This window comes from Natrinema salaciae, from assembly GCF_900110865.1.
GTDB classification, from domain to species: domain Archaea; phylum Halobacteriota; class Halobacteria; order Halobacteriales; family Natrialbaceae; genus Natrinema; species Natrinema salaciae.
This window is the reverse complement of sequence record NZ_FOFD01000004.1, coordinates 343,486-365,784: the sequence shown is the minus strand read 5'-3', so window position 1 is coordinate 365,784 and position 22,299 is coordinate 343,486. Positions and strand designations below refer to the sequence as shown.

24 protein-coding genes are annotated in these 22,299 nt (G+C 66.1%); 10 read left to right on the top strand and 14 right to left on the bottom strand.

What is annotated here, in order from left to right; all coding sequences use genetic code 11:
* Positions 1-179: 179 nt before the first annotated feature.
* Complete coding sequence (locus BMX07_RS15305; protein WP_090619112.1) at positions 180-1,100, top strand: LLM class oxidoreductase; 921 nt, start codon at positions 180-182, stop codon at positions 1,098-1,100.
* Between the two features lie 9 nt (positions 1,101-1,109).
* Here the strand turns inward: BMX07_RS15305 and BMX07_RS15300 are convergent, their stop codons facing one another.
* Both BMX07_RS15300 and BMX07_RS15295 read right to left on the bottom strand, forming a co-directional pair.
* Positions 1,110-2,030, bottom strand: coding sequence for a hypothetical protein (locus BMX07_RS15300; protein WP_090619109.1), 921 nt, complete (start codon positions 2,028-2,030; stop codon positions 1,110-1,112).
* A gap of 67 nt (positions 2,031-2,097) precedes the next feature.
* Positions 2,098-2,718 (bottom strand): DUF7344 domain-containing protein, encoded by a 621-nt coding sequence (locus BMX07_RS15295; RefSeq protein ID WP_090619106.1) that lies wholly within the window; start codon positions 2,716-2,718, stop codon positions 2,098-2,100.
* Between the two features lie 490 nt (positions 2,719-3,208).
* On the opposite strand from BMX07_RS15295, the gene BMX07_RS15290 reads away from it, so the two are divergent.
* The 5 genes from BMX07_RS15290 (at position 3,209) to BMX07_RS15275 (ending at position 7,105) form a co-directional block, all read left to right on the top strand.
* Positions 3,209-3,751: a DUF1102 domain-containing protein gene (locus BMX07_RS15290; RefSeq protein WP_090619103.1), complete on the top strand. Its 543-nt coding sequence runs from the start codon at positions 3,209-3,211 to the stop codon at positions 3,749-3,751.
* A 6-nt stretch (positions 3,752-3,757) separates the two neighbouring features.
* Entirely contained in the window at positions 3,758-4,357 is a 600-nt protein-coding gene (locus BMX07_RS15285; protein ID WP_090619100.1) for a hypothetical protein, read from the top strand.
* A gap of 2 nt (positions 4,358-4,359) precedes the next feature.
* Positions 4,360-4,485 carry a hypothetical protein gene (locus BMX07_RS25475; protein WP_281246971.1) on the top strand — a complete coding sequence of 42 codons (126 nt, stop codon included), beginning with the start codon at positions 4,360-4,362 and terminating at the stop codon, positions 4,483-4,485.
* A gap of 87 nt (positions 4,486-4,572) precedes the next feature.
* Entirely contained in the window at positions 4,573-5,739 is a 1,167-nt protein-coding gene (locus BMX07_RS15280; RefSeq protein WP_090619097.1) for a signal peptidase I, read from the top strand.
* A gap of 4 nt (positions 5,740-5,743) precedes the next feature.
* Entirely contained in the window at positions 5,744-7,105 is a 1,362-nt protein-coding gene (locus BMX07_RS15275) for a DUF5305 domain-containing protein (RefSeq protein WP_090619094.1), read from the top strand.
* A 53-nt stretch (positions 7,106-7,158) separates the two neighbouring features.
* On the opposite strand, the gene BMX07_RS15270 is transcribed toward BMX07_RS15275, so the two are convergent.
* The 5 genes from BMX07_RS15270 to BMX07_RS15250 all read right to left on the bottom strand — a co-directional run bounded on the left by BMX07_RS15270 (position 7,159) and on the right by BMX07_RS15250 (position 13,866).
* Positions 7,159-8,394, bottom strand: a complete 1,236-nt coding sequence (locus tag BMX07_RS15270) for a serine/threonine-protein kinase (RefSeq protein ID WP_090619091.1) — start codon at positions 8,392-8,394, stop codon at positions 7,159-7,161.
* A 39-nt stretch (positions 8,395-8,433) separates the two neighbouring features.
* Positions 8,434-10,143: a protein phosphatase 2C domain-containing protein gene (locus BMX07_RS15265; protein WP_245742124.1), complete on the bottom strand. Its 1,710-nt coding sequence runs from the start codon at positions 10,141-10,143 to the stop codon at positions 8,434-8,436.
* Positions 10,140-11,408 (bottom strand): protein kinase domain-containing protein, encoded by a 1,269-nt coding sequence (locus BMX07_RS15260; protein ID WP_090619941.1) that lies wholly within the window; start codon positions 11,406-11,408, stop codon positions 10,140-10,142. Before BMX07_RS15260 ends, BMX07_RS15265 begins: the two co-directional genes overlap by 4 nt.
* Positions 11,409-11,462: 54 nt before the next feature.
* Entirely contained in the window at positions 11,463-12,671 is a 1,209-nt protein-coding gene (locus BMX07_RS15255) for a vWA domain-containing protein (protein ID WP_090619086.1), read from the bottom strand.
* A 193-nt stretch (positions 12,672-12,864) separates the two neighbouring features.
* Positions 12,865-13,866 (bottom strand): double zinc ribbon domain-containing protein, encoded by a 1,002-nt coding sequence (locus tag BMX07_RS15250; protein WP_090619083.1) that lies wholly within the window; start codon positions 13,864-13,866, stop codon positions 12,865-12,867.
* 186 nt (positions 13,867-14,052) lie between these two features.
* On the opposite strand from BMX07_RS15250, the gene BMX07_RS15245 reads away from it, so the two are divergent.
* On the top strand, positions 14,053-15,402 hold the full coding sequence (locus BMX07_RS15245; protein ID WP_090619081.1) for a zinc ribbon domain-containing protein: 1,350 nt from the start codon (positions 14,053-14,055) through the stop codon (positions 15,400-15,402).
* Between the two features lie 115 nt (positions 15,403-15,517).
* Here the strand turns inward: BMX07_RS15245 and BMX07_RS15240 are convergent, their stop codons facing one another.
* Positions 15,518-15,955 carry a hypothetical protein gene (locus BMX07_RS15240; RefSeq protein WP_090619938.1) on the bottom strand — a complete coding sequence of 146 codons (438 nt, stop codon included), beginning with the start codon at positions 15,953-15,955 and terminating at the stop codon, positions 15,518-15,520.
* 105 nt (positions 15,956-16,060) lie between these two features.
* Entirely contained in the window at positions 16,061-17,293 is a 1,233-nt protein-coding gene (locus tag BMX07_RS15235; RefSeq protein ID WP_090619078.1) for an MBL fold metallo-hydrolase, read from the bottom strand.
* Positions 17,294-17,597: 304 nt separating this feature from the next.
* On the opposite strand from BMX07_RS15235, the gene BMX07_RS15230 reads away from it, so the two are divergent.
* Complete coding sequence (locus BMX07_RS15230) at positions 17,598-18,029, top strand: low molecular weight phosphatase family protein (protein WP_090619076.1); 432 nt, start codon at positions 17,598-17,600, stop codon at positions 18,027-18,029.
* A gap of 192 nt (positions 18,030-18,221) precedes the next feature.
* Here the strand turns inward: BMX07_RS15230 and BMX07_RS15225 are convergent, their stop codons facing one another.
* From BMX07_RS15225 to BMX07_RS15215, 3 genes are all read right to left on the bottom strand, one after another.
* Positions 18,222-18,641 carry a hypothetical protein gene (locus BMX07_RS15225; protein WP_090619073.1) on the bottom strand — a complete coding sequence of 140 codons (420 nt, stop codon included), beginning with the start codon at positions 18,639-18,641 and terminating at the stop codon, positions 18,222-18,224.
* Between the two features lie 102 nt (positions 18,642-18,743).
* Positions 18,744-19,088: a hypothetical protein gene (locus BMX07_RS15220; RefSeq protein WP_090619071.1), complete on the bottom strand. Its 345-nt coding sequence runs from the start codon at positions 19,086-19,088 to the stop codon at positions 18,744-18,746.
* Between the two features lie 53 nt (positions 19,089-19,141).
* Positions 19,142-19,420 (bottom strand): WNWW family protein, encoded by a 279-nt coding sequence (locus tag BMX07_RS15215; RefSeq protein ID WP_090619068.1) that lies wholly within the window; start codon positions 19,418-19,420, stop codon positions 19,142-19,144.
* A gap of 419 nt (positions 19,421-19,839) precedes the next feature.
* On the opposite strand from BMX07_RS15215, the gene BMX07_RS15210 reads away from it, so the two are divergent.
* Positions 19,840-20,235 carry a 30S ribosomal protein S6e gene (locus BMX07_RS15210; RefSeq protein WP_090619066.1) on the top strand — a complete coding sequence of 132 codons (396 nt, stop codon included), beginning with the start codon at positions 19,840-19,842 and terminating at the stop codon, positions 20,233-20,235.
* A 29-nt stretch (positions 20,236-20,264) separates the two neighbouring features.
* Positions 20,265-20,702 (top strand): DUF7112 family protein, encoded by a 438-nt coding sequence (locus BMX07_RS15205; protein ID WP_090619063.1) that lies wholly within the window; start codon positions 20,265-20,267, stop codon positions 20,700-20,702.
* Between the two features lie 183 nt (positions 20,703-20,885).
* Here the strand turns inward: BMX07_RS15205 and BMX07_RS15200 are convergent, their stop codons facing one another.
* On the bottom strand, positions 20,886-21,386 hold the full coding sequence (locus tag BMX07_RS15200; protein WP_090619061.1) for a helix-turn-helix transcriptional regulator: 501 nt from the start codon (positions 21,384-21,386) through the stop codon (positions 20,886-20,888).
* A 342-nt stretch (positions 21,387-21,728) separates the two neighbouring features.
* On the bottom strand, positions 21,729-22,196 hold the full coding sequence (locus BMX07_RS15195; protein ID WP_090619058.1) for a FlaD/FlaE family flagellar protein: 468 nt from the start codon (positions 22,194-22,196) through the stop codon (positions 21,729-21,731).
* Positions 22,197-22,299: the final 103 nt, after the last annotated feature.

Sequence of the window (22,299 nt, the reverse complement as noted above, 5' to 3'; positions counted from 1 at the left end):
CGGCCGCCGACTCTCGATCCGAATTTTCCGTCTTTTCGATCGTCGACTCGGCCGCCGACTCTCGATCCGAATTTTCCGTCTTTTCGATCGTCGACGAGCGACGGCTCCGAGGCGAACGGGCGGCGAGCGGCGACCCGACATCGTCACCGTCATGGCCGAGCGCCCGATAGCACGACCGAATGGCCGACGGACACGAGAACGCCGGATACCGGCGACTGTTTTCGGGCGACGGGATGACGTTCGGTACCGGCTTCCCGCTGACGGGGACGAACCGGTCGACGCCGTCCATCGACGACGAACTGCGGCTCGCGGCTCACGCCGAAGCAGTCGGGTTCGACGGCCTCTGGGCGCGGGACGTGCCGACCTACTGGCCGAAGTTCGGCGACGCCGGCCAGACGTTCGACACCTGGCCGTGGCTCTCGCACGTCGCCGCCCACACCGACGACATCGCGCTTGGCACCTCGAGTATCGTCCTCACGCTCCGGCATCCGCTCCACGTCGCGAAAGCCGCGGCGACGGTCGACCGGCTTTCGGACGGCCGGCTCGTCCTCGGCGTCGCCTCCGGCGACCGCGACCCCGAGTATCCGGCCTTCGACGTCGACCGCGAGGAACGCGGCGCGCTGTTCCGCGAACACGTCGCGGCTCTCCGGACGGTCTGGCGGGACGACTTCCCGGAACTCGAAGGACAGTGGGGTCGTCTCGACGGCGACCTCGACGTGGTGCCGACGCCGACGACCGAGACGCTCCCGCTGCTCCCGACCGGCCACGCCCGCCAGTCCCACGAGTGGATCGCCGAGCACGGCGACGGCTGGTTGTTCTATCACCTCCCGGAGCGCACGCTCGAGAGCTACCTCGCGGACTGGCGCGAGGCCGCGGGCGAGAAACCGTTCGCCATCGCGGTTCGCGTGGAGCTGGCCGACGATCCGACGGCCGATCCGGAGCCACTTCACCTCGGGTTTCACGCCGGCATCGAGTGGTTCCGGGAGTACTTCACTCGACTCGAGGAATACGGCGTCGACCACGCGATCGTTGGAATTCGAAACGACGACAGGGAAGCGGCGCTGTCGACGTTCGCCGACGAGATCATCGATCGACTGTGATCGGCCGTCTCACGGTCGACGCCAGCCACCCTCGACGCGGGTACTGACTCCGTGACCGACCAGCTCGAGCGTCGCGCCGCTCGGCGACTCGCGTCCGCCGCCGGGACTCGCCGGCGGACCGGTGTTCGTCAGAACGATCTCGATCGGTTCGCTCTCGACCGCGATCGGCGACTCGAGTGCCACCTCGAGCCGGGTCGGTCGTCGCCGTTCGATCGACCCCGCGTACTCGCCGTCGTCGACCGCGACCGAAACCGACGGCCCGTCCGTCTCGGTGAAATCGAGCGCGCCGCCAGCGTCAACGCCGCTGTAATCGAACCGAAGCCCCTCGAGCGCGACCCCGTCGGTATCGACGTCGCGGAGGGACCACTCGTGCTCGAAGCGGCCGTCGTCGGTCCGATACGCATCGAGACGCGCCGCCTCGACCGTTACGTCGGGCCGCTCGAGGGTGATCTCGCGTTCGACGTCGATCCGCGTCGCCTCGCCGTCGGCGTCGATACGGATCGCTCCCGTCACCACGTCGGCGGTCCGCTCGGTGTCCCGCGGCAGTCCGACGGTGACGTTCTCGAGCCGCTCGCCGGGGCCGAGCCGATCGCGTTCGTCCTCGCCGACGACGATCCGGTCGCCCGAGACGGGAACGCCGTCGGCCGAGACGAACCGCACGTCGTCGACCGCGATCGTGATCGCGATCGGCTCCGGCAGCCGGTTGTGAACGTCGAACGTCGCCGGCGGACGACGCGGGTCCCCCTCGAACAGCAGTCCGTCCGCCGCGACGCCGTCGGCGGCCAGTCCGAGATACGCGTCCGCGTCGCTGACCGTCTCGAATCGCACCTCCCGGTCGGCTCCAGTCGTCGAGAAGCCGATCGTCTCGGCGGCGAGGACGCTACCCGAGCCCGCGATCATCGCCAGTGCTGCGCGTCTCGTCCGTTTCATGCGCGTTGCTTTCGTTCCGTCAGTAGCGCGGTGGCTCCGCAGGGAGCCGTCCGCCGTCGCGGGCGGATCACTCGTTCGTCGATCGGTCCCGATACTCGAGTTCCACACTCGGCGGTTCGTCCGCGATTCCGAGCCGATTCCGTCGGGCGTAGTACCGGTGTGCGAGCGCGGACACGGCGAACGAAACGATAACGAACACGCCCCATGCGGTCGACGGCAGCCGGCTGAACGGCAGCAGGTCGAGCACCGTCGTCACGAACAGCACGGCGGACAGTGCCGTCAACCCGAGGTAGTAGTCGCTCCAGGGGAGCTCGCGCCCGCGAACGACGTCCATGTAGATCTCGACGTCTTCCAGCGCCGGCGTCGGTTCGATCGTCCCCCGATCGCGATCGAACTCGAGGACGCCGGCGTTGTCCATCTTCGGCAGATGGGACTGCTGGAGTGCCGTGTAGACTCGCTTGCGATCGGTACTCGAGACCTCCTCGAACGCGAGGTCGTCCTCCCAGGCGGCGATTTCCTGCGACAGGTCGCCGATATCGAGGCGATCGTCTTCCTGCATGAGCGTATGCATGATGTGTCGTCGCCGTTGATTGGCCAGTAGCTCGAAGAGTTCGTCTTCGGTCAACGTCTTTCGATCCGGCTGTGGGACGTCGATATCCCCGTCCGGCTCGACTCGACTCGCCCCCATGTAATCGGCAGGTCAATACTCCTGTAGATAAAACTGTTGGATGATTAAATATAATAAATTGAAATTACTTGCCGAAACCATATATTCACGGCTGTGCCGCAGGGACCGACGCTCAGCGGGACCGATAGCGTTCCGCGACCGAGCGGACAATACGCTGTTACCTGGCAGTCAACCGGTCCGATACGGGAGACCCGCTCGGTCTCGAGTCGATTGACCGGCGGTCAAGCGGGTGTAGACCCCGGTCGACGGTCGGCCGACTACACACCGTCGCAGTCAACCCGTACGATACGGTTCGACCGATTCGGTACGGCACCCGTTGACCGAACAGCAACGCGTGACGGACTCGAGTCTACGTCTGTATTACAATACCCGATTCTCGCTATCGATCAGTCGTGATCCCCGCGACGGGGGTCCCAGCGGGGACCGCGCGTGACGGACGTGCGACCGCCCGCGAAACATACGATTGAACGGTATCACGGAGTATCCAACCATGAAACGACGCAAATTCGTTATCGGAACGGGTGCACTGGCATCGGGAATGGCCGCGGCCGTCGGGTCGGGGGCGTTCTCGAGCGTAACTGCGACGCGAGACGTCGACGTCGACGTCGCCGACGACGCCTCCGCCTACCTGCGGCTCGAGGGGACCGGCGGTGCCAACTCGGACTACGTCACGGACGACGGGAACGGCGGGACGCTGACGATCGACCTCAGCCCGAGCAACGGCGGTGTGACCGGCGGCGGCGAGGGCGTCAACCCCGACGCGATCACCCGGATCGACGACCTGTTCGTCGTCGAAAACCAGGGAACGCAGGCGGTCGACGTCGCGCTCTCCAAATCCGGGGCGAACGCCGGTACCGTCGAGTTCTACCCCGATAGCCGGGCGTACTCCGGCGATCCGCTCTCGAACAGCGCCGTCACCCTCGCGGCCGGTAGCAGCGCGACGATCAGCCTCGAAGTCGACACCGAGGGCGAGGACCTCGGCGACGGCGACGAGCTGCTCGACGCGGTGATGTTCAGCGCAACAGCGAACTAAAGTACCATGGAACGACGAAAATTCGTCCTGAGTGTCGGCGCGCTCGCCGGCGGTGGCGGTATCGCCATCGGAACCGGCGCGTTCAGCAGCGTCCGGGCCGAACGCGACGTCGCAGTCACCGTCGCCGACGACGCCAGCGCCTATCTCGGGATCCGACCCGGTGACGGACCGAACGGCAACTACGTCGACGCGACCGGCGACGACGCGCTCGCGATTACCCTGACCGAAGACAACGACAACGTCGGCTCCGGAATCGCCGGTGGCAAGGGACTGAACGCCAACGCCATCACGGGGATCGCGGACCTCTTTGCGGTGCAGAACCGGGGGACGCAGGAGATAGAACTCGAGCTCGCACCGCTGGCATTCGCCGACGTCGACTTCGCCGACTTCGAGGGGGCTCTGGGAGTGCTCCTGGTGCCACAGATCGGCGGCGTCGACCTGGATTACGACATGTCGTGGACGCCGCCGCGGAACCTCGTCTCCATCTCGACGCTGTCGGCCGGCGACGAGATCGACTTCAGTCTGGCGGCGTTTACGGCTCCCGACGGCGCAGTGGATTCGGTCGAGATCGGCGACGAAATCGAAATAACCGCGGCGGAAACGTGACCATGACGGACGAGATCCCAACGCTCAGTGACTACGAGGAGACGGCGGACGTCGAGTTCGCTCTCGACGACGGAACACTGGACAGAGAAACGATCAACGCGGAACTGGAACGACTGTTCTCTCGGTAACGACGGCCCCGACTTTTTTCGACCGGCCAAACTATCGTGATTCAATACTTACAAGTGTGTTTATGGTAATGACTAGATGCAATACCCATGAGACGAGGGGTCGGTCGAGTAGTGCGCGGACTCGTCGTCGTCTGCGTTCTCGCGCTGGTAGTGGGACAACTGCTCGGGCAGCCAGTTCTGCTCGGCTTCGTCGAAACGGGGAGCATGGAGCCGACGATCGACACCGGTGACGGTTTCGTCGCCATCCCGAGCGAACTGACCGGCGACCCGGAACCGGGCGACGTCGTCGTATTCGAGGCCGAGCAGATCCAGGGCGGCGGGCTGACGACGCACCGCGTGGTCGACGAGACCCCACAGGGATACGTGACGCGCGGGGACGCGAACCCGTTCACCGACCAGGACGGCGGCGAACCGTACGTTCGGGACGCCCAGATCGTCGCGACCGCGTGGCGAGTCGACGGCGCGGTCGTGACGATCCCTCACTTCGGAACGGTCGTCATGGCTCTGAGCGACGGACTCGAGGCCGTCCAGACCCGGCTGGCGGCCGCGTTCGGAACGCGGACCCTCCTGGGAACCTCGGGACTGGCGACGGCCATCCTCGGGCTCTCGGCGACTCTCTACGTCGTCGAGACGGTCCGCGAACGGCGGTCGGCGTCGTTCGGGTCGCGTCTCAGCACCGACAGTGACGACGGCGACGATCGGGTCGATCCCCGGTTGCTCTCGGCCGGGTTCGCGGTGCTCGTCGTCGTCGCCGCGTCGGCCGCGATGATCGTTCCGGCCGGGACGCAGTCCTACGACGTGGTCAGCGCGGAGTTCGAGTCGGAGAACCCCCTCGTGATCGAGCGGGGGACGACCGGCGAGATTCCGTACGCGGTCTCGAACGGCGGGTTCGTCCCGACGATCTCGTACGTCGTCGCCGACGGCGAGGACGTCGCCGTCTCCCCCGAACGGGTGTCCGTGGGGTCGCACGACGAGACCGCAGTTACGGTCTCGGTGAACGCGCCGGCGGAAACCGGCCACTATCCGACGTACGTCACGGAGTACCGTTACCTGTACGTCCTCCCGGCACCGGTCATCGACGCGCTCTACGAACTCCACCCGTGGGCACCGTTCGGGGGAATCGTTTCGCTGCTCGGTGGCGGGACCTACGCCTTCGGGCGGTTCCTCGCCGGGCCGGGTGACAGCCGCTCGAGACGGGCGGCGGTCCGCCGTCGCTGTTCGAACTCGCGATCGATCGTTCGGAGGTTATACTGAGAGCATGCCATCCGTACCGACCGATACTGACGGTGAGGCGGCGACCGAGGAGCGACGGCTGCGGCTCCGCGTCCTGCTCGCGGAGTATCGGACGCTACTAGTCGTCGCCCTCGTCGTCGCCCTGGCACTGGGTGGCTGGGTCAGTTACGGTGCCTACGCGACTCCCGGCGAGGAAACGACTCGGGAACGCGACCGCGTCTGGACTGCGACCGGGTCCTTCTCCCACGGGGCCACGGTCACCGAATCGAACCCCGTCTACCCAGCGGGGACTCGTCTCGAGAACGAGTCGCTGTACTACACGGCCGTGACGCCGACCGTCGACGGCGAATTCGTCGGTGGCTACGAGAGCCGGACTGCGGCGGACGTTCGGGTGCGGCTGACGGTCGACGTCGTCTATCGCGCGGTCGACGGAGAGAGCGACGCCGTCTACTGGAGCAAGCGCGAGCGCCTCGCCGCGACCACTGTCGAGGACGCCTCCCCCGGCGAGACAGTCTCTGCGGCGTTCTCCCTCAACGTCACCGACGCCGCGGCGGCGATCGACGAGATCGAACGCGAGCTCGGTGCCAGTCCCGGTGAGACGGAGATCGCGCTCGAACTCGAGCGGGAGATCGACGGGACGATCGCCGGCGAGGAGCGATCGGCCGCGGACGGCTATCGGGTCGAAATCGCGACCGATCACGGAACGTACCGACTCGACGAACGGGCGTCGTACGACGAGCACCACGAGGAGTCCGACACCGAGACCGTCCCGACCTCGGCCGGCCCGGCCCGGACCGTCGGCGGACCGCTGCTCGTGCTGATCGGCGTCGGCGGGCTCGCCGGACTCGCGGTCGTCTCGCGACGGGTTCCGGAGCCGACGACCGCTGAGCGGGCGTGGCTCGCCTACCGCGACGATGCCGATCGGTTCGCGGACGTGATCACGACCGTAGCACTGCCCGACGCAGCACTCGAGGGGCCGCGTGCGGAGCTCGAGACGCTGGCGGAACTGGCCGCGTTCGGGATCGACGTCGGGGCCGCAGTCGTCTTCGACCCGGAGCGGGGGCTGTACGCCGTCCGCGAGGACGGTCTCGTCTACGTCTTCGAACCACCGAGGCGACGGTCGACGGAGGCCGGTGATCGGATTTCGGATTCCGACGCTCCCGGGCGGTCGCCCGTGACCGACGAGCGAGCGACGGCGAGCGCGGGGGCGGACCCTACCGGAGCGGTCGACGACGACCTGCTCGCACTCGCCGGGTTCGCGGAGGATCGCCTCGAGTCGGGATCGATGGGCGGAGACTCGCGGTCCGACGACGGCCCGCGTCCGACCGAAACCGACACCGGCCGCTCCGACGGCGGCGACCGATCGAGAGAGTCGCCGGCGTCGTGATCCGGCTCGCGCTCGTCGCCGTCGGTTCCCACCTCGAGTAGTGTCCCGTCGCTTCAGTCACCGGTCCGGAACACCAGTCGACACCCGTACTCGGGGCTGACGGGCGCGATGCGGTCCCCATCAGAGAGCCGGATCGACGCCAACGGATCCGGTCGGGGCAGCGGCGCGTCGGCGTCGCGCCGGCGCTCGCAGCCGTCCCGAGAGAGGACGTATTCCCAGTCCCCGTCCCCGCGAACGTAGGTGCCGTTGAGGCTCCGGTCCCGAAGCCGCCAATCCGAGCCGTCGTGCTCGAGGACGGCGTGTTCCGGACAGCAGAACCGCTCGTCGTCGGGGAGGACGACGGTCGGGACCCGTCGATCCGCGGCCCAGCGGCCGAGGGTGTCGCCGGGACGAACGCGAACGGTGCGTCCGGACGGCTCGTGAACGAGTCGGGCGGACCGATTCGGAACTTCGAGGACGGGGACGAGCGCGTCGTACAGTTCGTCGGCGTCGTCGAACCGGTCGCGATGGTCGGGTGCGGTCGCACGACGAATTGCGCCGGCGAGCGCGGACGGACAGTCCGCGTCGCCCGATTGCGGGTCCACGGGCTCCCACGCACCGATCGACGCGGCCGTCCCCGCGCTCGCCGTTCCGGTCAGCAGGAACGCGAGCACGGCTCCGAGCGCGTACACGTCACACCGCGGACCGATCGGCGCGTCGCGGGCGTCCGTCAGCGTCAGTTCCGGCGGCTTGAACGGGTCGCGCTCGAAACAGATGTCGGGGTCCGTCTCAGTCGCCACCGCGGCGTTCAGGTCGATTACCGCGGGTCGGCCGGACCGGCGAACGAGGACGTTGCTCGGCTTCAGGTCGAGATGCGCGACGCCGTTCCGGTGGAGGAACGCGAGCGCTCTGCAGACGGGGCCGCCGAGTTCGCGAACGCGCTCGAGAGGGTCCGGGAGCGGGCGGTTCGGTTCCGCTTCGCGAGCGACGAGGTCGCCGAGCGAACCGCCGCGGATCAGTTCAGTGGCGACGTACCCGGTGTCCCCGCCGACCGCACCGTCGACGAAGCGGACGAGCGAACCGGGGACTGGGCCACCGTCGAACCGGCGGAACCACCGCAGTTCTCCCCGGAAGTGCGCCCGCACCTGCGCCCGGTCGTGCGGACCGTCGTTCTCACACTTGAGCGCGACCGCCGTTCCCCGCTCGCGGTCGGTCGCTCGCCAGACCGTCGCGAGCCCGCCGGCGTCGATCCGCTCCTCGAGTCGAAACCGACCGTCGACGAGCGACCCGATCCGTTCGTCGCCCGTCATCGCGCCACGCCCCGGCAGTGGGGACGAGGACCGCCGCAACTACGTACAGAACCCACCGAATGGCCTCCCGTCGTTCGGGTCGCTCCACCGCGTTCGGTTCCGGGCGTGATCGACCGACGAGAAGAATCGAAACGTGATCGGATTCTCCTTCCGCGGATCCTCGAGCGTGAACGCCGTCCCGTCTCGTAATCGGGTCGTCTCCTCCAGGTCCCCCTCGGCGGCGGCGTCCGGGTCGAACCCGTGCTGTCGGTGGAGGGCCGCCCCTTCGCTGGAGAGGAGCACCGCCCACCGGCCCTCGCCCTCGGTTGCCTCGACGAACGTTCCGACGGCGCTGATGTCGCGGATGCGCCAGTAGCCGTCGTCGTCGAACTCCAGGCGGGCGTGGTTGGACTCGACAGGATCGTCGTCGTCGACGACGAGGCCGATGTTCGGGTTTCGGTCGCGGTCCGCCGTCGTCCGGCCGATGGTGACGCCGTCGACGACCTCGAAGATCGTTTCGTCGCCCGCGATCGTGACCGCTGCCGTCGGGGGGTCGCCCTCACCGGCCGAGACCACCTTCGCCGTGCCGCCCTCCGGCGGCGATCGCCCCGACTCGCCGTCCGACTCATCGGGCGACGCGGTCGACTCGTTCCCGACGTCCGTCGGTTCCGTCTCCCCACTGGTCGACTCCGATCCCGCCGCCGGATCGGAACCGCCGGTTTCCTCGGCCGGCTCGATGACCGTCTCCTGGTCGGTCAGCTCCCGAGAGTCGGCGACGGTGCCCCGAAACGGTGGCGTGTTCGGTGACGGGGTCGTGCCCGGGTCCCTGGCCAGCGTGACGGAGAGGTTGTCCTTGCCGCCCCGGTCGTTGGCGAACGAGACGAGTTCCGCGACCGCGTCCCGGAGATCGTCGGCCTCGAGGACGATTTCCCGGATCTCGTCGTCCGTGACCAGCGACTCGAGGACCGCCTCGCGAGCGGCCGCCGTGTCCGTCGCCTGCTGATACTCCTGTCGGAGCGATCGGTTGTCGGGGAACGCGTCGACCAGCCCGTCGCTCGTGAACAGGATGATGTCGTCCCGATAGATCTCCGTGGACCCGAACTCGACGTCGACGCTCGGTTGGCCGTGCGCCGATCCGCCGACGGCGTTCGTGATCGCCGTCGCGTCGGGGTGAATGCGGGCGTACACCTCGTCGTCGATCTCGCCGTTCTCGAGCAGGTCGTTCGTGACGGCGTGATCCCGCGTGAGTTGCTTCGTCTCCTCGTGTCGCTCGTTGATGAGGTAGATCCGGCTGTCGCCGACCCAGCCGTAGTGGAGGTGGCCGTCGACGTAGACGCCGACGACGAGCGTCGTCGCCGGCCGGCCACCGATGTCCCGTGCGAACTCCTGGACGTGCTTGTGGGCGGCGTCGATCCCGTCCTGTATCGCCGTTCGGATCCGCGCTTCGGAGAGGGCCGCGTCCGAATCGGCGTCGGCCGTCGGCGGCGTCGGCTCGTAGGAATCGATGCCGAACCGTTCCGGGATGTCCGTTCCGGGCCCGAGGAGGGCGTCCGTGAGTCGCTTCCTGACCACGGTCGTCGCCAGGAAGGCGGCGACGTCGCCGCAGGCCTCGCCGCCGACCCCGTCGCCGAGGACGAAGATACCGACCGGCCGCTCCGTTTGTCGGTGGTGGTTCTCGAAGACCGCCGTCGCGATGGCGTCTTCGTTGATTCCGTCGCGTCGTTGCTTCCGCGCGCCGATATCGATGGTACTCGCGTATTCCATAGTCATTCCGCGGGTTGTTGATCGAACTGGAAGTAGAACCGTTCCGGATACGAGGGACTGACCAGCGCGATGGTGTCGCCGCTCTCGAGTTCGCTCGACGCCTCGAGGTCGTCGGGGACCGACTTGTCGTGGCGCTGCTGGCGCTCCTGTCCGGCCTCCGAAAGCAGGAGGTGCCACTCCCGTTCGTCGTGTTTGCTGATGTAGGTGCCGTTGAGACTGGTATCGATCACCGTCCAGTTCCCTCGGTCGTCGGTGTCGAACCGGCAGTGGACGGCCGAGAGGGCCTTGTGCCGATCGTCCTCGAGCATGATCGAGGGCCGCGGCCCGTCCGGCGTCTCCCTGCCGATGGTGTCGCCCGGACTGATCGTCCACCGGTCGTCGCGGCCGAGCCAGTGGACCGACGCCTGGGTCGGCATCGTCGCGTCACGGTTCTCGAGGGACCGTTTGAGCACGGACGCGTTGGGATACCGATCGACGGTATCGTGCCGGGTCGATCGTCGGATGATCTCGTCCATGTACGGTGCCGTGTCGATGCCGAAGTCCGAGGGTGCGACGCCGTCGTCGTCGGGAACCCAGCCGACCTTGAGGAAACAGAGGATCTTCCCGATCGAGTAGACGTCGCTCCAGGGTCCCTGCCGCTGCTCCGAGCCCTGATTCAGTTCCGGCGGCTTGAACTCCCCCGGAACGGTCGAGTCCGCGTTCGACTCCCCGGCCGCGGAACCCGAGGACGTCCCCGTCGTGAACTCGGCACCGCCCCGTTCGGGAACGAACCCCTTGGCCGTGGTGAAGTCGATGATCTTCGGCTCCCTGGTGTCGTCGATCATGATGTTGTCCGGCTTGAGGTCCCGGTAGATGAGGTCGTGGTCGTGGAGGAACGACAGCGCGTCACAGACCCCGATTCCGATCTCGCGGACTTCGTCGTCGTCGGTGATCGGATCGTTGTTCCGGACGACGGTACCGAGTTCGTCGCCGTCGATCGACTCGACGACGAGTACCGGCATCCCGAACCCGCGTTCCGTCCCGTAGTACCCCATGATGTTCGGATGGCCGCCCGCGTCGCGGATGTCCTCGAGGACGTCCGTCTCCCGCTCGAAGTACTTGTCGACGAGGTCGTCCGGCGCGTTCCCGCCGTAGTTGGGATGTTTCAGGGCGACCGATCGCCCCGTGTCGGTGTCGGTCGCGTCCCAGACGACGCCGAAGCCGCCTCTCCCGAGCTGTTCGTGAATCTCGTATCGGTCGGCGAGTTCGTCCCCGACTGTTGGCTCTGACATGCTCATTGATAGCTACTGTATTTCCGATCGTCCGCCGAAGTGTCGTCCACCCGCTCAGTCGAACCGACCGGCGTCGTAGACGACCGTCGTGTTCTCCTGAATTTCGCGCACCTCCTCCTCGTCGCCCTCTTCGATCCGGGTGACGTTCTCCCTGAGCGCGTCCGTGATCTCCGTCTCGCCGGTGATGACCTCGGTCTCGTCGATCAGGTCCTTCACCTCGTCCAGCTCGTCGTCGTCGTCGGCGTGGGCGATGCGAGTGCGGAGGTCGGTCTCGCGATAGGTGAGGGTGACGTCTTCGTTCTGCGTGGCCAGTTTCTCCTCGTCGTCGGTGTACGAGACCGAGATATCGGTCGTCGCCGATGCCGACCCGGCCCGTAGTTCGACGTCGGCGATCGCTGGAGTCGTCCCGAGCTCGCCCGCGGGAGCGTCCATGGTCAGGACGAGCTGCTGTTTCTCGCGGTCCAGCAGGTCCGGGAGTCCCACGATCGCGCTCCCCGCCGCGTACTCGACGTCGACCTCCTGGACCTGCGGGAGTCGACGGTAGACGTCGCCGACCTCGCAGCCCTCCTCCAGGTCGATCACCAGTTCGGGGTTGTTCGCGACGACCGTCGACGCCTCCTGCACGACGTCTCCGAAGAACGACCTGATGTCCGTCGGGTTCTCCACGTGCGCCCACTGGCCCTGGGAGTGTTCGCCCAGCGTCCGAATGATGCCCTTGTCGTAGTTCGACCCGATACCGGCGGAGTAGATCGAGGTGCCGCCGTCCGCGGTCGCCTTCGCGAGCGGCTCGAAGTCCGGTTCCTCGAGCCGGATGTCGCGTCCGTCCGAGAGCAGCAGGATCCGCTTCGCGATTCCCTCGCCCTCGTCGAGGCCGCGGAGCGACTTTCGCGCCTCCTCGAGGCCGGCGTAGATGTCGGTCCCGCCGCGGGTCTCGATCTCGTCGAGGTATCCCTCGGCCTCGCTGCGGTCGATATCGCCCCACCGGGTCGCGTCCATGATGACGTCGACCTCGGTATCGAACGTAACGATGCTCAGGTAGTCCTGATCGTTCAACAGCCCGAAAACGAGGTTCGTCGCGTCGCGGACCTGATCCATCTTCTTGTACGACATCGACCCGCTACTGTCGATACAGAGCGCGATGTGTCGCTCGGTCGGTTCGTCACGGGCGTCCTCGCCCGGTTCGATAGTGAGTTCACAGGTGATTCCGCCACCGTTCTCCGGGACGTACGGTCGATTGAGTTCCACTGAGAAGTCGGTCGTCATCTCGGTAACTGATCATACGTCCCAGTATGATCTGATAACTTTTTCGCTGGTATTTGATCTGATCTGACATGATTCGATTCTGGCGAGGCGTCGAAGAAAACGATCCGCGCGCCGCTCGACTCCAGTCTCCCTCTCGAGGTGCTGCGGGTATCGCGTCGGCCGCTGGTCGCTCGAGGCGTCGCCGTCGACCCCGTTACAGGTGCACGTCGATTTCCGCGCGGTCGGCGAGTTCGAGCGTGTCTCCGTCCTCGAGTTTCGCTTCGGAACCGTCCATCGCGGTTCCGTTGAGCGCCGTCCCGTTCGTACTGACGTCGGTCACGTAGACGCCGTCGTCCGCGACCGAGAACTCGAGGTGCTCGCTCGAGAGGTACCTCGCTTCCTCGCGGCCGCCGCTGGCCGCGACCAGATCGGCGAGCCACTCCTCGTCCCGCCGGCCGAACACGTCACCGTCGCCGAAGGTGTACTGCTCGCCGTCTACCTCGAGCGTGACTTCCTCGGGGACGTCGTCCTCGTCGCCCGCGCCGCCCTCGCGGATCGCATCCAGATCCGTTCCGCAGCTCGGGCAGAACGACTCGTCGTCGACCGCGTTCCCGCAGTCCGGACACGCGGTGAGTTCGACCGACTCGTCCGCCTCGCTCTCGTCTTCGTCCTCGAGTTCCGTCCCGCAGTTCGGACAGAACGCCGCCGCCGCGTCGACCGTCGAGTCACACGACTGGCACTCGATCGTCGCCGGTTCGTCGTCCGCTTCGTCGACGTCGGCCTCCGTCTCGTCCGCTTCGTCTTCGGCGTCTTCCGCGTCGGCTTCGTCGTCGGTATCGGCGGCGTCTTCCGCGTCGGCTTCGTCGTCTTCGGCCTCGTCGACGTCGGCCTCCGTCTCGTCCGCTTCGTCGTCGACGGTTTCCGCCTCGTCTTCGTCGCCTTCGTTGTCTTCGTCTGCGACGTCTTCAGCGCCGGTCTCCGCCTCGTCTTCTTCGTCTTCGGCGTATTCCACTTCGACCGCGTCGTCGTCCGCGGCCTCGTCATCGGTCTCGGGATCGCTCTCGTCACCGTCCGCTTCGGTGCCGTCTGCTCCGTCGCCGTTCGGTGCTTCGTAGTCCGGGTGTGGGGTATCACAGTTCGGACAGAAACCACCAGTCGGGGATGGATCGAAGGTCGTTTCACACGAGACGCAGCTGAATTCGATCTGTTCTGCCATGGTATTCAGCGCACTTTCTCAGTCACAATAGAAAAAAGTATGCCAGAACTGGAGTGTTTTTTGTCTTGCTGTGGTGCTCGCGATATTGGGCGCAGTGAGCCTCTACAGCCGCAAACCACCGCTCCGGGAGACGTCCATATCAACAAACACTAATTATTTACGTCAGACACAATATATCGGGATACGATGCGACTCCCGATCCGATCTGGTACCGATCACGGGACACTCGTTCTCCTGGAACTGGGCGCGGTTCCCGTCGCGTTGCTGGTGACGTTTTTCACCCTGGCGCTCGCCGAACTCGTCGCCGCCGTCGTCGGCGTCGCGCTCGACGCCGCAGGCGCCAGTGAGACGATTCCGGAAATCGCGACCGTCGTGATCGGGTTCGGGGCGCTGGTGGTACTCGTCACCGGCGGCGGACACCTCGTCACCGGCTACCGCCACTGCTTCGAATCGTGGTTCGACGACGTCAGCCCGCTTCCCGTGTTACTCGTCCCGGTCGTCGGTATCGTCGTCCCGATCGGGTACGCGTTCTGGCAGACTGGCTCGCTGCGGCCGTCGTCGTGGCTCCTTCTCCCCGTCGCGGTTTCGGCGAACGCGCTGGCGTTCCGAACGATCGCGATCGATTCGCTCCGCGAGGACCGCGGGCGAACGAGTTTCGTCGCCGGCTCCCTCACGGCGCTTCCGGCCGTCGCCGTGCTGGTCGACCTCGCCGGCGAAATGCTCGGTTCGGGTCGACCGGTCGTTCGGACGACGGACGCGGTCGCGGTCGGATGGAGTTCCCCGGCGGGACGGGCCGCCGTGATCGCCGTTCCGCTCTCCGTCGCGGTACTCTACGGCGTCGGTACGGTCTACAGCAGGCAGTCGCGGTGGGAGCCCGACTGGTTGCTCCCGAAGTCCTCGGACGCGATTGCCGCCCTCACCTCGCGGGCCCGGTCGCTCCCGAGACCCGGAGCCGTGTTCGTCGCCCTCACCTCGCGGGCCCGGTCGCTCCCGAGACCCGGAGCCGTGTTCGTCGCCCTCACCTCGCGGGACGGGTCGGAGCCGTCCGGTCGGCAGCCGACAGGTGCCGGTCGAGCGTCCTCGAACGCGGCTCGGTCGGGCGATAGATCGACCGCGAGGCAACGTTCGGGAACCGCCCGCGAGGTCGTGCCGTCCAGCCCGGGAACGGACGCCGCTCCTCGCGGCGGCGCGAGTTCGCCCGGCACCGACGACTCGAGTTCGCCGGCCGAGGCCACCACGGACGCGTCGGCGGACGACGACCGATCCGCGAGTGCCGAGGAGACGTCCGACGAGCGCGAACAGCCCGCGAGCGCACCGCTCGGGGGACCGGGCGCGGCGGCCTCGACCGTCGAGAAGGACGGCACGGACGTGGCCGCAGGCACCGATGGGACCGCGTCCGACACCCGAATATTCGTCGACGACTTCGATCAGTACGTCCCCGACGAAACGCCCGTCGAGACGTGTCCCGACTGCGAGGAAGAGATCCCCTCGGACGGCGTCTACAACTTCTGTCCGTTCTGCGGCGGCGAGCTCTGAGCGCTCGCGGCGGTCGCCGGTGGTCACCGCCGCGTCCCTCCGGAACGCGTTCCCGCGCCGTCCACACGGTGACGACGGCGTTCTCGAGCGGCCGGCCGCTCGGCTCGCGGCCCGGTCAGTCGTCTTCGGACCGATCGCGCAACCGGCGTTTCTGCCGGCGTTCGGTCACGTGGTCGATCCCGTCGGCCAGCTTCTCTCGGACGGTGTCCTCGAACGCGTCGACGTCCTCGAGGAACTCCGTCGAGAACTCCTCGACGAGTTCGAACGTCCACTGGTCGCTGATCGCACCCGCGGGGAGGTGGTCGTCACGGAGGGCGTTCGCCCACTCCTCGTGACCGGCCTCGCGGAGCCGGTCCTCGGCGTCGCCCATCCGATCCATCGCGTGGCCGAGTTCGTGATGGAATTCGAGCAAGGTGCCGTAGGCGCGGTAGACGTGCTCGATCCCCAACTGGAGTTCGTGGAGGGCGTCCTGTTCGGCGTCGCTCAACTCGAGGTCGCCCGGATCGATGTCGACGTCCGCGTCGGGACCGGCGTTCGAATCGGAATCAGTCACGGCGGTCACGACGACGACACAGGGGAAAACCGTGCGCGTTGAACGTGCCGGACTGGCGATGGCCAGTTTGCTGGCGCTGTGGTCGCTCGTCGCAGCGGCTGGGACTCAGCTCTCGAGCCGGGCTCCCAGATCCGGTGCGCTGGCGTCGTAGCCGTCCGCGCGCAGCTCCGCGGCGAACGCCTCGCAGCGGTCGCCGTGATTGACCAGCACCGTCGCGTCCGCGTAGGACTCGAGGAACGCGTCGATCCCGTCCCGGTCCGCGTGCGCGGAAAAATCGTACTGATCGACCTGCGCGCTGACTGGCATCACGCGGCCGTCGAATTCGGCGCTGCCGGTCTCGAGCAGTTCCCGACCGGGCGTCCCCTCGACCTGATAGCCGGTCATGGTGACTTTGTTCGTCGGATTCGCCCGGATTTCGGGAATGTAAGTCACGACGGGGCCACCAGACAGCATACCGCTGGTGGTGATGATCGCTGCCTTCTGGTCAGTAATCCGCTTTCGCTGGCCGTTACGCCCGGTGACGAACCGTGCGTGGGATTTTGCCCGTCGAAACGCGTCTGCGTCGCGAACGAACGCGGGATACTGCTGGAGCATCTCGGTAACCCGCTTCCCCATCCCGTCGACGTAACAGGGGATGTCGTAGGCGTCACAGATGAGCATCATCTCCTGTGTCCGCCCAATCGCGAACGCGGGGACGACGACCGTGCCGCCCTCCCACAGCGTCGTCTCGACGCTCTCGGCGAATCGCTCCTCCACCACGGACCGGTCCTCGTGCTCGACGTCGGAGTAGGTGCTCTCGCAAACGACGACGTCGGCGTCGGGTCGTGCAGTCGTTCCCGAGACAAGGCGCTGGTCGGCAGTGTGGAAGTCACCAGTATACAACAGTCGCGTTGCTCCATCGTCGACGAGTACGTGAGCGCTTCCCGGAATGTGTCCCGCATTGTAGAACGTCACGTCGTAGCCGGCCGCTTCGAAGGAGTCCCGATACCCGTGCGTTTTCGAGACCTGCGTGACGCGCTTGAGATCGGTCTCGGTAAACGGACAGTTGTACGTGCCCCCGTGCAGTTTGAGCGTGTCCCGCGCGAGCGTCAGCGTTAGCTCGTACGTCGGAGGTGTCCAGTGAATCGGCGGCCGTGCGTCACCGGAAAGCAGGGACGGTATCGTGCCGACGTGATCGAGGTGCCCGTGTGAGACGACGACCGCGTCGGGGGCCGGCGTTTCGACCGGAAACTGCGGGGGATTGTCCGTCAGCATCCCGAAATCGAGGAGCAGAGAATCGTCCACGAGAATGGCGCTTCGGCCGATCTCGCGTGCGCCGCCGAGAAACTGAACATCCATTACCGGAGGTATACTCGCCAAACGCTTTTCTTCGTCGATTTATCCAACGCGATCCGTCGAGGTAGCCGCCATCGATACCGCGGATTTATAGGGGCGCTCGGGGGAGTGGCGAAAATATTGAGCGACACCACGCGCCACCGCCGTCCTCGTCGCCCTTGACGGATCGCGGGAGTCGTGACTATCGCTGGCCCCATTCCGTGACCGATACCGGTTCTCGGAGCCTGACGCGACTACTATGGAGTGCTATAGGGAACAGCGTATTCCTCATACGAACCCTTAAGATGCCGTAATGAGGGGCTCGACCATGGGAACGGCATCGACGACGAAACTGGGGTTCGTGTGTGTGCAGAATGCCGGTCGCAGCCAGATGTCGGCTGCGTTCGCCGAGCGAGAGCGCGACCGCCGCGCGTTCGGCGACAGCGTCGAGATCATCACGGGTGGTACACACCCGGCCGAGGACGTGCACGAGGAAGTCGTTACAGTCATGAACGAACTCGACATCGATCTCTCGGACCGGACGCCGCGAACCGTCTCGACCGACGAACTCGAGTCATGCGACGTCGTCGCCACCATGGGCTGTTCGACACTCGAACTGGACGCGGACGACGTCGATATTCGGGACTGGGCACTAGACGACCCCCACGGGCAGGATCTCGACACTGTTCGCGATATTCGAGACGATATCGAACGACGCGTCACGGCGCTGTTCGACGAGTTCCAACCGGACGACCTGTAGCGCAGACTCCGTCGACGCCCGTTCGCTCGGGTGACGTCCACCGCCGCCCGACGGCGGCATCTCGAGCGGCGGCTGTTGGAGGGGACAGTCCCCCTGTTTTCTCGGTGCTGTTCTCTCAGCACGGATCGTCCGGAACCGAACGTCGGTTCCGCTCCGCTTCGACCTCGTGCGGTTTGCTTCCGCCGGTTTCGGTTACCGATCTCGAAGCTGCCGATCGCTCGCGGCGTCGCGAGTGACCGAGCGTCCCGTCTCCGCTCGCTCCCGTCGCTCGGACGGGTCGAAAATGCGCTCGAGCTCTCGTTCGAATTCGGCATCGTCGAGTTCGCCCTCGACGTACCGATCGCGAAGGCGGTCTTCGGGGTCGGGCTGCTCGGTGGACCGCCGCGGCGCGCGCGGTTCGTCGGCGCTGGCCGGCCGGTCGCTGACCATCGAAAATAGCCCGACGATGACCAGCGCGAACACGCCCAGCACGGCGAGCGAGACGATCACCGAGAGGACGGCCACGATAACCGAGAGCGCGATTCCGACGATCGTTCCGACGACGCTCAGGGCGATGAGTGCGAGTACGAGTACGCCGACTCCCTTGAGCAGGACGGAACTGAGACGTCCCATACGCACCGTTCGTCGGACGCGTACAAAAACTACGCGGCACCGTAACGCCGATATTCACGCTGGAGACACTCTCTCGAGTGGGATCAGTTTTCGCCGGCCCGATCAGGAACTGTTCGAGCGGACCTCGTCCGCGCCGGCCGTCCGGGCGGCGGCCCGCTTCGTGAGAGCGATAAGATACACGTCGAGCAGGCAGATCGACAGAATCGCGAGCGGCACTGCCACGTCGGTATAGCTCACCGTGTCGACCTGCAGCGCCGTCACGACGAACGGCTCGCCCGGCTCGAGCGCGCCCGACAACGATCGCGCGCTCAGGAACGCGATCGCGAGCCCGTACAGGACGAACCAGATGCCGCCGCGTTTCCACTGCCCGAGATAACAGTGGCCGAGGCCAGCGACGAGCGCCGACAGCGGATACGCCGGCCAGACCGGTCGCGAGCGTTCACTCATTGGCGGCCCCTACGTTCCGGAAGACAATCGGTGTTGCTATCCGAACGAATCGGTCATCTCCGATACGCTCGAATTCCGAACCGGCCGTACCCGCCGTACGCCAGCTCGAGCGAGCCGATCCACCAGTTCCACCGCTCGGGCGGGCTCCCGTCGGGGGCGTCCGATAGCTCGTCGATGACGAGATCGTTCGTCAGGGTCACCCCCGCGTCGGCCTCGTACTGCCCCGAATCCGCGAGATCGACGGCCTGGCGAACGACGACGCGCGACTGCCCCACGGTGCCGCCGAACTCGTCGCGCAAGCGAACCTCGAGTCGCCCGGGATCGATGAACACGGCTCTCCGTAGGCGTTCTACCTACTTGACTGTTCGAGCAGCACAGAGGCGGAACGAATCTGGTTTCGGTGGCCTGGAGGACGGCTCGAGCAACGCGAGAGCCGTCGGACCCGGAGGAGGGCAGGCGACTGCCCGTCGCCGACCGCGAGCGGGCCGACGACCGATTTGGAGGTCCCGGCGGGGCCGGAACGGAGGGAGGTGGCTTTTCAGCGAAGCGAAGCGGGATGGAAGATCCCGAGAGGTCGTCGGCGCTTCGCGCCGACTGCAAGCGATTCCTTCGGAATCGATCGGTCCAAAAGGGCGCTCAATAGGAGCGCTCTTTTGAGGATTTTGCCGCGGGCGCGGCACAGCCGCGCCCGCAGCGCAAACGTTCGGTACCGATCGATGATCTTTTGAGCGACGGCCGTCTTCCGTCGGGCATGGCAAGTTTCACTGTCGTTGTCGGCGATCCCGATTCCGGGATGGCCTACCAGCTCGAGGCGGAGGAACAGGACGCGAACCGATTTATCGGCAAGTCGATCGGCGACGACGTCGACGGCGGCGCGGTCGGACTCGACGGCTACACGCTCGAGATCACCGGCGGCTCCGACGAGGCCGGGCGACCGCTCAACGGCGACGTCGCGGGCCCGAATCTGAAGGAAGTGCTCATGAAAGGCGAACAGACCGGCTTCCAGCCGTCCCGTGACGGCGAGCGCCGCCGGATCACGGTCCGCGGCCGCGAGGTCTCCGACGCCGTCGCACAGATCAACGCCTCGATCACCGAGCGCGGCAGCACCGACGTCGACGAGCTGCTCGGCGACGGCGACGACGAGTAAGTCGCGCCGTCCTATCCCAATTCGTTTTCATGTCAGACAGAATTGCGAGCGACCATCCATCGGTAGACACGGTTCGATCGACGTGCTCGGAGACCGCGACGGGCGTCAAACTCGAGGTCCCGGCCGACGATCGCGAGCTGTTTCCGACGGACGAGGTCGTTCGAGTGGTCCTGAACGGTGAGGAACTGTTCGCACGTGTCGAACGGGCGCTGACGGGCGATGCGCTGTCGATTCCGGGCATCTACGAGACCCCGGGGCAGGCTCGCGATCCCAGCGGCGCGACCGACCGGCTCACGGCGTGGACCGACGAGCACGACGTTCCCGCGGGCGGCTCGGTGCTGATCGACGTCGTCGAGCCCGAGTTCCTCTACGGCTGTCGCGCACCCGGCGAGACGGCCTACTACGACGCACGCGAACCGCCGACCGACAGCCTGAGCGAGATCGCGAAGGACCTCGAGGACCGGTAGTTTCGGTCCAGTAGTTTCGGCCCGGGTGAGGGCCAGCGCCGTCGAACGGCCGTTCGGTGCCGGTGCCGCGCGGAAGCCGTTCCAGCGGCCGGTCTCCGCTCGAGCGCGTCGCCGGACGAGCGCCAGCACTGGGGATCGAAACGCAGTTGCTCTCGAGCACCGGGGAAAGAACGAGTTGCCGGCTCAGAGGCGCGGAAGGAAGGCGTACAGCAGGAGTCCGAAGGCGAGGTGCTGAACCATCGTTCGCTCGACGGTCGCGCGGACGTACTCCTCGTCGTCGATGGAGTACTCCTTGGTGCGAACTTTGGCGTGCATCGAGAGCACGTCCTCTTCCTCCAGCGTGTGCAGGCTCGGGTAGACGGTACCCGGGCTGAGCTGTGCACCGAAGAGGTGAGTCAGGTCCGAGAGGAGCTCCTTCCCGTGGGTTTCCTCGTGGAGCGCGATGAGCATCAGGAGGATCTCGTCCAAGTTCTCCTTGATGATGGCTTCGTCGAACTGGACCGCGTCGGTCGGGAGCGCACCGTTTACCTGCTCCATCAGTTCGTCGAGTTCGCGTTCGATGTCTTTCGTGCTCTCGTCGGTCGTTCCGAGGGAGATATCGTACGATTCCGACTGGGTTTCCGCAGTCGCCGCCCTCGACAGTTCGTCGAGCACGGATTCGGTATTGGGTGTGTCTTCACGCATTGACGATCACCGGTTGGGGGTTTCGTGATGGACCCGATTCGGGACCGACGACCACGCACCGTCGACGGCCACTCGAATTCGCGACCCGTTCACGACTACTGAGTCCCTGACACTGCGACGTATTAAGGGACAGGGAACCGAACAATCAGTGGATTCGATAAATCAACCGTTCGTGAATAACATAATTACTGTCTTCTTTACAACTCGCTAGGCGACCGTCGCCATTGGTGGTTGAAACTAGTCAAACGTAATTTCAATCGGATTAGAATGTTCTGAACTGCCAATTATGGGCGGCAGATGAAAGTCATTGATAAGGGTTGTGGCCTTATGGCGAATATATGATCAGTGTGTCGATGGCCCGTCGCGGATGATACTGACCATCTCGTTTGGCCGGTCGGTCTCGTCGTCGTCCTCGTCGTCGTCGATTCGTCGTTCGACCCGCCGTTCCGCCATCCGCGCGATCATCACGTGTTCCTCGAGGTCGTCGCCCCGGATCGTCGCGATGTACTCGAGGCTCTGTGCGTGTGCGCTGAAGAGCGTCCCGCTCAAGGACTCGAGGGGGTACTCGAGGGTGGTCGGTTCGTCGTAGCGTTTGTTGTGGATCTCTCCCAGCGAGAGCCCGCGCAGGTACGAGGTCATCTGCTCGCGGACGAGCGGGCTGATCCAGCCCAGATCCTCGTAGTAGCGCAGGCAGTTCAGCGCACCCGTCGTGCCGAAGGTCTCGCCGAGAAAGCGTGCCCACTGGATGGTGGCGTCGGTTCGCCCGGCCGATCGTTCGAGGGTCTCGAGGTAGGGCTTTGAATCTGACATGGGTGGCCGGCGTATCCGGTCTATTGGTGTTCCAGTCGTCCACCGGTCAAGAAGATTCGCGTCATTACGAGCGCTGAGTCGCCACCGACAACGGGAGACGGCT